The organism is Kaistia geumhonensis (assembly GCF_030815145.1).
In the GTDB taxonomy this organism is placed as follows: domain Bacteria; phylum Pseudomonadota; class Alphaproteobacteria; order Rhizobiales; family Kaistiaceae; genus Kaistia; species Kaistia geumhonensis.
The window spans coordinates 3,032,027-3,044,204 of the sequence record NZ_JAUSWJ010000001.1; the positions used below are offsets into that span (position 1 = coordinate 3,032,027).

13 protein-coding genes are annotated in these 12,178 nt (G+C 68.6%); 8 read left to right on the plus strand and 5 right to left on the minus strand.

Annotated features, from left to right (window positions below):
- Window positions 1–115: 115 nt before the first annotated feature.
- The 5 genes from QO015_RS14385 (at window position 116) to QO015_RS14405 (ending at window position 5,669) form a co-directional block, all read left to right on the plus strand.
- Window positions 116–1,177: a substrate-binding domain-containing protein gene (locus QO015_RS14385; RefSeq protein WP_266278585.1), complete on the plus strand. Its 1,062-nt coding sequence runs from the start codon at window positions 116–118 to the stop codon at window positions 1,175–1,177.
- 100 nt (window positions 1,178–1,277) lie between these two features.
- Complete coding sequence (locus QO015_RS14390; RefSeq protein ID WP_266278584.1) at window positions 1,278–2,783, plus strand: sugar ABC transporter ATP-binding protein; 1,506 nt, start codon at window positions 1,278–1,280, stop codon at window positions 2,781–2,783.
- A complete protein-coding gene (locus QO015_RS14395; RefSeq protein WP_266278583.1) occupies window positions 2,780–3,790 on the plus strand; it encodes an ABC transporter permease in 1,011 nt (336 codons plus the stop codon). Before QO015_RS14390 ends, QO015_RS14395 begins: the two co-directional genes overlap by 4 nt.
- A complete protein-coding gene (locus tag QO015_RS14400) occupies window positions 3,787–4,770 on the plus strand; it encodes an ABC transporter permease (RefSeq protein ID WP_266278582.1) in 984 nt (327 codons plus the stop codon). Before QO015_RS14395 ends, QO015_RS14400 begins: the two co-directional genes overlap by 4 nt.
- Window positions 4,771–4,784: 14 nt before the next feature.
- Window positions 4,785–5,669, plus strand: coding sequence for an SMP-30/gluconolactonase/LRE family protein (locus QO015_RS14405; protein WP_266278581.1), 885 nt, complete (start codon window positions 4,785–4,787; stop codon window positions 5,667–5,669).
- Window positions 5,670–5,687: 18 nt separating this feature from the next.
- On the opposite strand, the gene QO015_RS14410 is transcribed toward QO015_RS14405, so the two are convergent.
- Complete coding sequence (locus QO015_RS14410) at window positions 5,688–6,974, minus strand: DUF2125 domain-containing protein (protein ID WP_266278580.1); 1,287 nt, start codon at window positions 6,972–6,974, stop codon at window positions 5,688–5,690.
- A 71-nt stretch (window positions 6,975–7,045) separates the two neighbouring features.
- On the opposite strand from QO015_RS14410, the gene QO015_RS14415 reads away from it, so the two are divergent.
- Entirely contained in the window at window positions 7,046–7,582 is a 537-nt protein-coding gene (locus QO015_RS14415) for a gamma-glutamylcyclotransferase (protein WP_266278579.1), read from the plus strand.
- Window positions 7,583–7,599: 17 nt separating this feature from the next.
- Here QO015_RS14415 and QO015_RS14420 read toward each other — a convergent pair whose 3' ends face one another.
- The 4 genes from QO015_RS14420 to ftsE all read right to left on the minus strand — a co-directional run bounded on the left by QO015_RS14420 (window position 7,600) and on the right by ftsE (window position 10,869).
- Window positions 7,600–8,367, minus strand: coding sequence for a lysophospholipid acyltransferase family protein (locus QO015_RS14420; RefSeq protein ID WP_266278578.1), 768 nt, complete (start codon window positions 8,365–8,367; stop codon window positions 7,600–7,602).
- A 34-nt stretch (window positions 8,368–8,401) separates the two neighbouring features.
- On the minus strand, window positions 8,402–9,136 hold the full coding sequence (locus QO015_RS14425; protein WP_266278577.1) for a YdcF family protein: 735 nt from the start codon (window positions 9,134–9,136) through the stop codon (window positions 8,402–8,404).
- A gap of 118 nt (window positions 9,137–9,254) precedes the next feature.
- Entirely contained in the window at window positions 9,255–10,217 is a 963-nt protein-coding gene (locus QO015_RS14430) for a cell division protein FtsX (RefSeq protein WP_266278576.1), read from the minus strand.
- Entirely contained in the window at window positions 10,210–10,869 is a 660-nt protein-coding gene (gene ftsE, locus QO015_RS14435) for a cell division ATP-binding protein FtsE (RefSeq protein ID WP_266278575.1), read from the minus strand. Before ftsE ends, QO015_RS14430 begins: the two co-directional genes overlap by 8 nt.
- A gap of 287 nt (window positions 10,870–11,156) precedes the next feature.
- Here ftsE and QO015_RS14440 point away from each other — a divergent pair, with 287 nt between their 5' ends.
- Both QO015_RS14440 and hpt read left to right on the plus strand, forming a co-directional pair.
- Window positions 11,157–11,633 carry an FxLYD domain-containing protein gene (locus tag QO015_RS14440; protein WP_266278574.1) on the plus strand — a complete coding sequence of 159 codons (477 nt, stop codon included), beginning with the start codon at window positions 11,157–11,159 and terminating at the stop codon, window positions 11,631–11,633.
- 4 nt (window positions 11,634–11,637) lie between these two features.
- Window positions 11,638–12,177: a hypoxanthine phosphoribosyltransferase gene (gene hpt / locus QO015_RS14445; protein WP_266278573.1), complete on the plus strand. Its 540-nt coding sequence runs from the start codon at window positions 11,638–11,640 to the stop codon at window positions 12,175–12,177.
- Window position 12,178 lies beyond the last annotated feature (1 nt).

Genomic DNA, 12,178 nt, shown 5'->3' on the forward strand with positions numbered 1-12,178 from the left:
GCCGCCGCCGACAAAGCCGGGCTTGCACGCCGTGGCGATGATGGTACCGTTATCATGCGAGGTGCCCACAAGAAGCGCCCGCATTGTCGAGGAACGCTCTCGAGGGAGGAACGCCGTGAAACTGAAAGCCACGCTTGTCGCCCTGGCGACTGCGACGGCGGCGCTCGCCGCCGCCCCGCCTGCCATGGCCGAGGGCAAGCCCTACAAGATCTATCTCTCCAACAATTTCGTCGGCAATGACTGGCGCCAGCAGATGGAGCGCGTCGCCGAGGTCTCGGTGAAGAAGGGGCCGCTCGCCGGACGCGTCGATCTCAAGATCGAGAATGTCGAAGGCACGGTCCAGGCGCAGATCAACTCGCTGAACAATATCATCCGCTCCAAGCCGGACGCGATCCTGATCGACGCGGCCTCGGCCGAGGCGCTCAACCCCACCATCAAGAAGGCCTGCGACGCCGGTATCGTCGTCATCTCCTTCGACCAGGTGGTGAGCGAGCCCTGCGCCTATGCGCTCGAATCCGACTGGACCCGCATCCCGGCCGTGCTCGCGGAATGGATGGCGAGCCAGCTGAACGGCAAGGGCAAGGTCTTCGTCGACCGCGGTCTCGCCGGCGCGCCGATCTCGGCCCAGCTCGAGAAGGGCTATCTCGATGTTCTGGCGAAATATCCGGGCATCGAGGTGATCGGAAACTACAACGGCGAATATGCGCTCGGGCCGGAGCAGGCCGGCGTCGCCTCGCTGCTCGCCGCACATCCCGAAGTCGACGGCATCCTGACCCAGGGTTATGGCAGCGGTGCGATCAAGGCGCTGCAGGATGCCGGTCGCAAGATCGTGCCGGTCACCGCCTTCTCCTACAATGTCGCTGCGACGACCTGCGCCCAGACCGAAGGCGCCGCCTGCATCCTCGGCTCCAACCCGGCCTATCTCTCGTCAGAGGCGATCAAGCTCGCGGTCGACATCCTCGACGGCAAGCCGAAGCCGGCCGACCGCCACATCCTCGTCAACGGCGACTTCCTCGCCACGAATGGCGGGGAGTGGACGTCGACGCTCTATCCCGACGCCGTCATCCAGAAGATCGAGATCGGCAAGAATGCCTGGCCGGACCGTCCGCCGGGCCTGACGCTGCCGATCACGCCCGAGTGGGTCGAGATCACGGCCGAGGAAGCGGCCGGCGGCTGAGCCGCCCGCGCGATCGCGCCGCCCGCAGTCCTCGTCGGGCCGGGCGGCGCCCTTTCGCAACGATGCGCCTCTCTCGCGGCGCCCCTGAGCCGGCGGATTCATGACCGATTTCCTGGAGGCGACCGCGGTCGTCAAGCGCTATGGCGGCATCGTCGCGCTCGGCCGGGCCGATCTTTCGGCGCGGGCGGGCGAGGTGCATGCCCTGCTCGGCGAGAACGGCGCGGGCAAGAGCACCTTCATCCAGATCCTCGCCGGCGCGGTGAGGGCCGATTCCGGCACGATCACGCTCGGCGGCCAGGCCTATCGGCCGCGCAGCCCGGAAGCGGCGCAGGCCGCCGGCGTCGCCGCGGTCTTCCAGGAACTCTCGCTGATCCCCGACCTGACGGTGGCCGAGAATGTCTGGTTCCGCCACGAGCCGCTCTCGCCGCTCGGCACCGTGCGCGCGTCAACTCTGAACGCCGCCACGGCCGAACTCTTCGCGCGCTACCGCTTTCCCGATATCCGGCCGGATCGCGAGGTCCGCCGCCTGACGCTTGCCGAGCGGCAGGTGGTCGAGATCGGCAAGGCGCTGTCGCGCGATCCGCGCGTGCTGATTCTCGACGAGGCGACCTCGGCGCTGCCCCCGGCGGAAACCGAATGGCTGCTCGGCCTCGCGCGGAGCGTCGCCGCCGCCGGCACGCTCGTCATCTATATCTCGCACCGGCTCGGCGAGGTGCGGGCGATCGCCGACCGCATCACCGTTTTCCGCAACGGCGAGACGGTCGCGGCCTACGAGACGCAGGCCGTGGACGACGAGACCATCATCGCCGACATGCTCGGACGCCGGATGGACCGCCTCTACCCTCCGCGCGTCGCCACATCGACGGGCCGCGTCGCGCTCGGCCTCAAGGGATTCGGGGCCGGGTCCAAGCTCTCCGGCATCGATCTCGACCTCAAGGAAGGCGAGGTACTCGGCGTCGCAGGCCTTCAAGGACATGGCCAGCGTGAGCTGTTCCAGGCGCTGTTCGGCCTCGGCCGCGCCGAGGGCTCCGTCACGCTCTGGGGCAAGCCGCGCGACATCCGTTCGCCACGCGCCGCGCTGTCCGGGCGCGACGGGCTCGCGCTCGTCCCCGAGGATCGCCGCAGTCATGGGCTGATGCTGGCGAAGAGCATCCGCGAGAACCTGACGCTCTCGGTCGTCCGGCGGTTCACCCGCTTCGGCCTCACCGATCCGAGGCGCGAACAGGCGCTCGTCGAGGAGATGATCCGGACGCTGCGCATCAAGGCGGATTCCCCCGAGCAGCCGGCCGGGACGCTCTCCGGCGGCAACCAGCAGAAGGTCATCTTCGGCAAGATGCTGCTGACCGAGGCCCGCATCCTGCTGCTCTACGACCCGACGCGCGGCATTGATGTCGGGACCAAGGGCGAGATCTTCACGCTGATGCGCCGCCTCGCGGCGGAGGGCTATGCCATCCTCTTCTATTCGAGCGATCTCGCCGAGCTCGTGCATGTCGCCGACCGTGTGGCGGTGCTGCGCAACGGCCGCCTTGCCGCCGTGCTCGAAGGCGACGACAATTCCGAGCACGGCATCCTGCGCGCAGCCATGATCGAGCCGAGGGCCGCATGACGATGCTCGCCGCCGACCGCCGCGAAAGACGCGCCATGCCGGATCTCTCTCCCTCGCTGAAGGCGAAGCTGGTCGACCGGGCGCCGATCCTGATCCCGGTCGCCATGCTGGTCCTGCTCGTCGCGATCTATGCGAGCCTCCGCGAAGGCGTGTTCACGCTGGACGAACTCAATCTCGACACCGCGGCGGCGCTGACGCTGGTGCTGGCGGCGACCGGGCAGACCATCGTGCTCCTCCGCGGCGGCATCGATCTTTCGATCGGCGGCACGATCAGCCTCGGCACCGTACTCGCGGCGACGCAGTTTCGCGACGATCCGGCCCATGTCGTCCTCTGGACCGCGATCATCCTCGTCATCGGCGCGCTGGTCGGGGTCGTCAACGGCGTCCTCATCACGGCGCTCAGGTTGCAGCCCTTCCTGGTGACGCTGGCCACCTGGTCGATCCTTTCCGGCACGGCGCTCATCATCCTGCCCATCGACGGCGGCGGGCTGCCGGCCTTCTGGATGGCGTTTGGCTCGGGGAACTGGCTCGGCCTTTCGAGCGCCGTCTGGCTGCTGGCGGTGCTCGTCCTGTTCTGGGTCTGGTTCCGCCGCACGCGGCTCGGCATAGCCATCCGCGCTACAGGTTCCAACGAGCGATCGGCCTTCCTTTCCGGCGTTTCCCCGCTCGGCATCAACATCGCCACCTATGCCCTGTCCGGCCTCTTCGCGGCGATGGCGGCGCTCTATCTGACGACACAGACCGGCGCCGGCTCGCCGACCATCGGCAAGGACTACATCCTGCCCTCGGTCGCGGCGGCGGTGATCGGCGGCATCAGCCTGTTCGGCGGCCGTGGTGGGCTCATCGGCACCATCATCGGCGCCTATATCCTGACGATCATCGGCAATCTCGTCTTCGTGCTGTCGATCTCCAGCTACTGGCAGCCGATCGTCTCCGGCGTCATCCTGCTCATCGCCGTTCTCGCCAGCTCGATCGCCGAACGCTCGGCCCGGCGGAGCCTGACATGATCAATCTGCGCCGCCACCGCGCCATCCTGCTCGCCTATCTCGGCATGCTGCTGCTGCTGCTCCTCACGAGCGTGGTCGCGCCGGGCTTCCTCTCGGCGGCGCATCTGCGCAGCACCGTGGTTCTCGCTGCCTTCATCGGCATCGTCGCGCTCGGGCAGACCTTCGTCATCATCGGCGGCGGCATCGATCTCTCGGTACCCTGGGTGCTGAACGCCGCGGCCGTGCTCATGACGCTGGCAGCCGCCGGCCAGAACGGGCCGCTGCTCTATATCGTGCCGCTCCTCCTCGTCGCCGGCGCGCTGGTCGGCGCGATCAACGGGCTCGGGGTGGCGCTGTTCGGCGTGCCGCCGATCATCATGACGCTCGCCGTCAACGTCATCCTGCAGGGCGGCATCCTCGTCTTCACGGGCGGCGCGCCGACCGCGACGGCGCCGCCGGCCATCCAGTTTCTCGCCGTCGGCCGCATCGCCGGCTTCCCCGTCATCCTGATCCTGTGGGTCGTGATCGCGGTGGTGGCGACGCTGCTGCTATCGCGGAGCGCCTTCGGCCGCTATCTCTATGCCGTCGGCTCGAGCGCCGCGGTCGCGACCTTTTCCGGCGTGCCGACGCTCGCGACCACGGTCGCCGCCTATACGCTCTCCGGCTTCGCCGCAGCGCTGGCCGGCATGCTGCTCACGGGCTACACGGCGCAGGCCTATCTCGGCATGGGCGATCCCTATCTCTTCACCTCGATCGCGGCGGTGGCCATCGGCGGCGCCTCGATCCTCGGCGGCAGCGGCAACTATATCGGCACCATCGCCGGCGCGCTTGTGTTGACGATCCTGACCGGCCTCCTGCCCGCGCTCAATCTTTCCAACGGCGCCTTGCTCGTCGTCTATGGCGTCGTGATCCTGGTGACCGTCTCGCTCGGCAGCGAGTCGCTTGCCGCCTTTCTCGGCAGCTTCCGCCGCGCGCGCCGCGGCGACGGTGCCGCTTCCTGACGGACGGGGGTTCCATGGTCGAGATCGAATGCGTCGTCGATGCCGGAGCGCTGCTCGGCGAGAGCACCTATTGGGATGTCGACGAGCAGGTGCTGTGGTGGATCGACATCTACGGCAAGACCGTCCACTGCTTCGATCCCGAGACGCGGCAGGACGATACGGTCGCCCTTCCGGAATATCCCGGCTGCCTTGCCGTGCGCGAGGCCGGCGGGCTCGTCATCACGATGGAGACGGGCTTCCATTTCCTCGATCCGGCGAACGGGCAGCTGACGCCGATCGTCGATCCGGAGACCGGGATCGACGATACGCGCTTCAACGACGGCAAGACGGACCGGCAGGGACGCTTCTGGTCGGGCTCGATGTTTGAGGCGCCCGGCAAGCCGATGCGTCCGATCGCCTCGCTCTATCGCCTCGACACCGACCTTTCCTGCCACAAAGTCGTCGAGGGCGTCGGCTGCTCGAACGGGCTCGCCTGGAGCCCCGACAGCCGCACGATGTACTACACCGACAGCCACACCCCGATCGTCTGGGCCTTCGACTTCGACCCCGTCACCGGCGAAGCGGCCAACCGGCGCGACTTCGTCGACCTGTCCTTCATGGACGGCATCGTCGATGGCTCCACCGTCGACGCGGACGGCTGCTACTGGCTGACCGTCCCCTTCAAGGGCAAGGTCATGCGCTATGACCCAGACGGAAGGCTGATGCTGACGATCGACCTGCCGGTCGACCTGCCGACCTGCTGCGAGTTCGGCGGCGAGGCGCTCGATACGCTCTATGTCACGAGCGCGACGCTGCGCCGCCCGGCCGATATCCTCGCCAGCCAGAAGAACCCCGGCGGCCTGTTCGCCATCCACGGCACCGGGGCGAAGGGACTGCCGCTCGTTCCCTTCAAGGGCTGAGCGCGGCCTGTCGCTCGCTCAGGACGAGACGGCGCAGCGCTTCAGCGCCATCATAGCCGGCGCCTCGATCGCCGGTTCGGGACTGGACATCTCCCCAAGCGAGCGGCCTGCGGTCTCTCCGCCGGGCGCGATGGCGGCAGCAGGCCCGGTGGGCTCCGCGCTTGCCACTGGCCCGGTCGGTGCGGGTTCCGCGCTGGCCGGCGGCGGCGGCGCTACGGGCTCGAGCGGGGCCGGGCCGATGCGCGGCAGTGTTCCGAGCGGAATGAAGCCGAGAGAGGCGCGGCCCGAGGCGATGGTGACGGTTGCCTCGCGCCAGGTCCGGCCGTCCACGGTCACCGGCTTCAGCAGCGCCGAGACTAGGCCGATCATCTGCCGCGCCTTGTCGCCGCTGCCGGGCTTCAGGCCATCGACGACGTCGGGCAGCTTCTCGATCTGGTCGAGCCGCACGGTAAGCCGGCCATTGAGCAGCCCATCGGCGCCGGGCGTGAGCGCACCCGAGATGTCGGCCGAGGCGCCGCCGATCGTGGTCAGCAGGCGATCGATACGAATCGGCTGGCCGGAAGCGATCCAGGCCGCGGCGGCATCCTCGCCGTTCCGAGCCCGCGCCATCGCCTCGGGCACAGCCGCGGCGATGTCGGCATCGATGGCGGGGAGCGAGGGGCGGCCGGGCGGAGCCGCCGTGAGCCGCGTCACGCTGAGGGCAATGTCCAGCAGCCCGCCGTCTTCCGGCATCAGATGCAACTCGGCATGCTCGGCGCTGAGCGGCACCGCGCCGTCCATGAGCGCCGGCGCGGCGATGCGGGCGTCGAGCCCGTCCGCGACCAGCGAATAGCGCTTGAGGCCGGAAAGGCCGAGCCGGAGGCTCGACTGCAGCGACGTCCAGTTGGCGTCGAGGCTCGCGCCGCCGGGGCCCTTCAGAGTCATCGGGCCCTTGGCCGCGAAGAGCGCATGGCCGGGATTGTAGACGAGGCCGAGCGCCTCGAAGCCGGCGAGGTCGATCGAGACGTCCTCGGCGGGGCAGGCCGCCGCGACGGGCATGCAGGTCACGTCGATGCGGAAGGGAAATCCGCCGATCGACCGCCCGCCGCAGGAGAGCGTGGCGCCTTCGGCCGCGGCGCGCGCCTCGAGGGCATCGATCTTGCCGCCCAGATAGTGGCTGAGGCCGAACCAGCCGGCGGTCCACAGCAGGGCAAGCGCGACCACGACGCCGACGACGATCCGGAAGCGTCGGCGCCCCCGCGCCTTCGGGGCGGTCGGCGTGGCGCCGCCTGCGCCGGACGGGCTGGTCTTGGACTGGTCGGTCACGGGCGGCCTCCTGGTTGCAGTCCGGTGGTTCCGCTGCTAGGCGGGAGGCGCCTTTCGCGGAATTCGCACCGATGTCCGATCTCTGGGTGTTTGGCTACGGCTCGCTGATGTGGCGGCCGGGCTTCAGCTATGCCGAGGCCGTTCCGGCACGTCTTCGCGGCGAGCATCGCGCTCTCTGTGTCCTGTCCTACGTCCATCGGGGCACGCGCGAGAAGCCTGGGCTCGTATTGGGGCTCGACAAAGGCGGCTCGTGCCGCGGCGTCGCCTTTCGCATCCTCGAGGCCGAACGCGACGCCGTGATGTCCTATCTGCGCGAACGCGAGCTCGTCACCAATGTCTATCGCGAGGTGACGCGGCCGGTCCGTCTCGCCGGCGGCGGCGAGGTGCGGGCGGTGACCTATGTCGTCGACCGCAGCCATCCGCAATATGCCGGCAAGCTCGGCCGCGACGCTGTGCTCGCGCTGGTGCGGGAGAGTGCCGGCGTCTCGGGCCATAACCGCGATTATGTGCTGGCGACGGCCGAGCATCTCGCCAGCGTCGGCATCAACGACCAGCTGCTCGTCTGGCTGGCGGGCGAACTCTCGGGCGAGCGCGGTCGCAGCGCCTGAGCGGATCGGCACGCCTTTCAGGCCCCGTGTCCGGCGGTGGCGGCGGGCACCGGCGGCGGGTTCGGCGATGCCAGCGCCTCGGTGACGAGGCGATCGGTCGCCGGCTCGATCGCTGCGATGAGGCGGGCGAGGAAGGTCTTCGAATCGAGGCCGGGCGGGATCGGCTCCAGAACCTCGACGATGATCGTGCCCGGATAGCGCAGGAAGCTGCGCCGCGGCCAGTAGAGCCCGGCATTGAGCGCAATCGGGACGACTGGCACCTTCAGTTCGCGGTAGAGGTGGATTATGCCGAACTTGTAGTCCGGCGGCGCGCCGACCGGACGGCGCGTTCCTTCCGGGAAGAGGATGATCTGGCGACCCGCCGCTGCGGCCTCGCGGCTGTCGGCGGCGAGCTTGCGGAGCGCCTTGGAGCCGCCGGCCCGGTCGACCGCGATCATGCCGGCCTTCCAGGTGTACCAGCCGAACATCGGGATCATCATCAGCTGCCGCTTCATGACGAAGGTCGGGTCGTCGAGCAGGGGGAACAGCGCCATGGTCTCGAAAGCGGACTGGTGCTTCGGCGCGATCAGAGCGGCGCCGTGCGGCAGCCTTTCGAGGCCACGGATCTCGATCCGCGTGCCGGCGACGACGCGCAGCGCCCACATGCTGGCGCCGGTCCAGAGCTTCACGACGCCGATCGCGGCCCGATGCGGCAGGAAGAAATAGAAGGGGAGGGTGACGGCGATGATGACGGCCATGATCGCGTAGAACGCGACCTGGAACAGGAACGAACGGACGATCAGCATTCGGACGGCCTGCTCCGGCGTCGAGGGGACGGCGTCAGCGGGCGTCGGCCTCCGCCTTGGCCGCGGCGGACCGGACCGGCGTCGCCGCCGGTGTTGCCCCCCACGGCGACTCGACGGCGAGCCGCGCCCGCGCCAGCGTATACTTCACGTATTCGGCCATGAGAAGCTTGAGAGAGGCGGTGTGTCGCCACCAGCGCGTCATGTCGAGCTGCGGGTTGGAGACCGGATAGGGAATGAGCGCGGTGTCGGGCATGGCGCCGGCGAGTTCGATCATGCTGCGCGGCATGTGATAGTCGCTCGTCACGATGATGAGCGAGCGAAAACCGTTCTTCATCGCCCAGTCGCGGGCTTCGTCGGCATTGCCGATCGTGTCGCGCGCCGCGTGGCCGAGATCGACGTCGCCATTGAGGATGCGCATCTGGTCGCCGGCCGTCTTCTTTGCGATCTCGCGCCGGCCGACGGCGGGGTTCACGCCGGAAATGAGCAGCCTTTCGCCACGGCCGTCGGCCAGAAGCGCCAGCGCGCCATCGATCCGGGCGGCGCCGCCCGTCAGTGCGACGATGCCCTCGGCCTTGATTCCGGCGGGCGGGGCGAGGCGGGCAACGCCGTCCGAGAAGCGTACGAAATCGAAGAGCGTGAGCCCGGCGAGGAAGACGAGCGCGAAGACCAGGAAGCGGCCCGAAAAGAGCGGCGGGCGGCGCGTCTGCGCCGGCCGCGACGCCGGTCCCGCCGCCCGATCCTTGCCGGATCGGCGGCTCCCGAGATCCATGGGAGGGCGCAAGGCGTCGGTCATGAGTCGCGCGATTCTAGCAGATCGTGGCCATTGCCCAAGAGACCGGCCGGAACTCCGGCGCTCTCCCGGCACGACATCCAATGCGCGAAGGCGGTCATTCGATGCTCGCGAGGTGGCGGAAGACGGTGAGGCGCGAGGTGATGGCCGTCATCAGGGCGATCAGGATGGCGATGCCGAGCGCGCCGAGATAGCCGGTCGGGCCGATGGCAAAGCGGCCGAACAGGGCCGAGACCTGATCGCCCTCGGGCGTCGCGATCGATCGGCCGAACAGGAAGGAGAGGACGAGGAACAGGAGCGTCGCCCCGGCCGCGCCCCAGAGGCCACCCTTGAGGCCGAGGATCAGGAAGTGACTCTGGAACTCGCGCGCGATGAACCCGGCCTCGGCGCCCACATAGTGAAGCACCGAGACGATGTCCCGATTGGAGGCCATGGCGCCGCGCGTCGCGAACACGACCGAGAGCACGGTCGCGACGAAGACGAGCGCGAGGATCGAGAAGCCGATGATGACGGTGGCGTTGGCCATCGCCTTCAGCCGGTCGGTCCAGCTGCGGTGATCGTCGAGGCTCGCCCCCTTCACTTCCTTGCCGAGCCGCTCGGACAGTGCCGCGAGGTCGACGGTATCGGGGCTCGCGAGCTCGACGACGATGAGGCGCGGAATCGGCAGGTCGCTCATGTCGAGACCGCTGCCGAGCCAGGGCTCGAGCAGCTGCGCGTTCTCCCAGGACGACAGCTGGCGGGCGCTGGCGACGCCGGTCGTCGCCGTTGCGATCGCGACCGCCTTGGCGGCCTCGGCGTCGGTGTCGATCCCGTCCACGGGACGGACCTGGACCGTGATCTCGCGCACGATGTCCGACTGCCAGTCGAGCGAGGCGTCACGCACCAGCGTCACCGCGCCGAGCGTCAGGCAGGCGAGAAAGCTCATGATGGCGACGACGATCATCAGCGATCGTCCCGCGATCGATCCCGCCGGCACGATCGGGCTCGGCGGCGCCTTGGAGCGCGTCGTGGAACGGCGGCCGCCCATCACGGGGGCGCGGATGGCGTTTCGCTCACTCATAGATCGACAGCCGTCCTTCGTGCAGCACCAGCCGACGGGCGTCGAACTGGTTCATGAGGCCGATGTCGTGGGTGGCGATCACGACCGATGTGCCGAGCTTGTTCAGCTCGACAAAGAGGCGCAGCAGCCTCTTCGCGAGCGGCGGATCGACATTGCCGGTCGGCTCGTCGGCGAGCAGGATCTCGGGCTGTCCAATCAGGGCGCGGGCGATCGCCGCGCGCTGCTTCTCGCCGCCCGAGAGGATCGGCGGCAGGGCCTGAACGCGATCGCCGAGGCCGACCCATTTCAGCAGCTCGATTACGTCCGCCCGGTAGCTCGCCTCGTCGCGGCCGAGCACGCGCAGCGGCAGCGCGACATTCTCGAAGGTGGTCAGGTGGTCGAGCAGTCGGAAATCCTGGAAGACCACGCCGATGCGGCGGCGAAGCGCCGGCAGCTCCGTCCGCGGCAGCGTCGCCACATCGCGGTCGAAGATCTGGATGAGGCCGCGCGTCGGCTTCAGCGACATGAACAGGAGGCGCAGCAGCGTCGACTTGCCGGCGCCCGAAGGACCGGTCAGGAACTGGAAGGAGCGCGGTGCGATCTCGAAGGAGAGGTCGCGCAGCACTTCCGCACCCATTCCGTATCTGAGGCCGACATTCTCGAAGCGGATCAATGCTGCGTCCCTGATTGCACCCTCGCGCGGGGCTTTCCGCGCGCTGGAGCCGGCGCGCCGCCGCCAGGGCGGCTGCCGCCATCGCATCCGACCTTGAGGATATCAGCGTTAACGATTTGCGAACGTCCCATCAGTCATGGGAATGAAAGACGTGATGAAACGGGAAATCGCACCCGATCAAGGCGAAGACGCGGCGGCGCGGAGCGCTCGCTAGGCTGTCCTTAGCGAATCGGATGCATGATGATGGCGGCGGCGAGGGAATGCCGTCCGGATCGGGGAACGCTCGAGTGTCGGCACGCGGCGCGGCAGGTGAGAAGGCAGGGCAACGGCGTTCGGCCGTTCCGACGCTGCTGTCGCTCGCCCTCCTCGTCATCGTGGTGGCGGTCGCGGTCCTCGGCCGCACGGCGCTCGTCGGCGCCGCGCCGGGCCTCGCCCGCCTCTATGCTGCCGTCGGCGTGCCGGTGAACGTCGTCGGCCTCGACCTCGTCGACATCTACCCATCACGTGATGTCGAGGGCGGGGCTCCCGGCCTCGTCGTCGAGGGCACGATCGTCAATGTCACGAGCCGAAAGGTCGATGTGCCCTCGCTTCGGCTGACGCTTCTCGATGCCTCCGGCGAACGCGTCGGCGGCTGGCAGGCCGAGCCGACCCTCACGCGGCTCGCCCCCGGCGAAAGCCAGAAATTCCGTACGCGGCTCGCTTCGCCGCCCGATCAAGCCAGGAAAGTCTCGGTGAGCTTCGCCTCGCCCGGGACGAAGGGATGACCCGATGCCCGTCGTGCGCGGACGTTCGATCCGAGTTCTCTATGACGAAGCGGCCATCAAGGCCCGCAATGCCGAGCTGGCGGCCGAGATCGCCGCAAGCGGCTACGACAATCTGCTCGTCATCTCCATCCTGAAGGGCAGCTTCGTCTTCGCAGCCGACCTGATCCGCGCGCTGCACGACTCGGGCCTCGCTCCCGAGGTCGAGTTCATCTCGCTGTCGAGCTACGGCGCCGGCACCCAGTCGAGCGGCTCCGTCCGGGTCGTCAAGGATATCGAGAGCGACGTCGCCGGACGCGACGTTCTGCTCATTGACGACATCCTCGAATCCGGCCGCACGCTGTCCTTTGCGCGTTCGCTGATGGAGGAGCGCGGCGCCCGCCGCGTCGGCATCGCGGTGCTGCTGGAAAAGCCCGGCAAGCGCGCCGTCGCCATCGATGCCGAGCATATCGGCTTCGTCTGCCCGGACCTTTTCGTCGTCGGCTACGGCATGGATGCGGCGCATGCCTTCCGGGAACTGCCTTTTGTCGGTGTTGTCGAGGAGTAGA

Bases quoted from the DNA above. Each gene is read 5' to 3' on its own strand.
- QO015_RS14425 (WP_266278577.1), bottom strand. From the start codon at position 9,136: ATGGATCTCGGGAGCCGCCGATCCGGCAAGGATCGGGCGGCGGGACCG.
- QO015_RS14420 (WP_266278578.1), bottom strand. From the start codon at position 8,367: ATGCTGATCGTCCGTTCGTTCCTGTTCCAGGTCGCGTTCTACGCGATC.
- QO015_RS14390 (WP_266278584.1), top strand. From the start codon at position 1,278: ATGACCGATTTCCTGGAGGCGACCGCGGTCGTCAAGCGCTATGGCGGC.
- QO015_RS14395 (WP_266278583.1), top strand. From the start codon at position 2,780: ATGACGATGCTCGCCGCCGACCGCCGCGAAAGACGCGCCATGCCGGAT.
- QO015_RS14400 (WP_266278582.1), top strand. From the start codon at position 3,787: ATGATCAATCTGCGCCGCCACCGCGCCATCCTGCTCGCCTATCTCGGC.
- QO015_RS14405 (WP_266278581.1), top strand. From the start codon at position 4,785: ATGGTCGAGATCGAATGCGTCGTCGATGCCGGAGCGCTGCTCGGCGAG.
- hpt (WP_266278573.1), top strand. From the start codon at position 11,638: ATGCCCGTCGTGCGCGGACGTTCGATCCGAGTTCTCTATGACGAAGCG.
- QO015_RS14430 (WP_266278576.1), bottom strand. From the start codon at position 10,217: ATGAGTGAGCGAAACGCCATCCGCGCCCCCGTGATGGGCGGCCGCCGT.
- QO015_RS14415 (WP_266278579.1), top strand. From the start codon at position 7,046: ATGTCCGATCTCTGGGTGTTTGGCTACGGCTCGCTGATGTGGCGGCCG.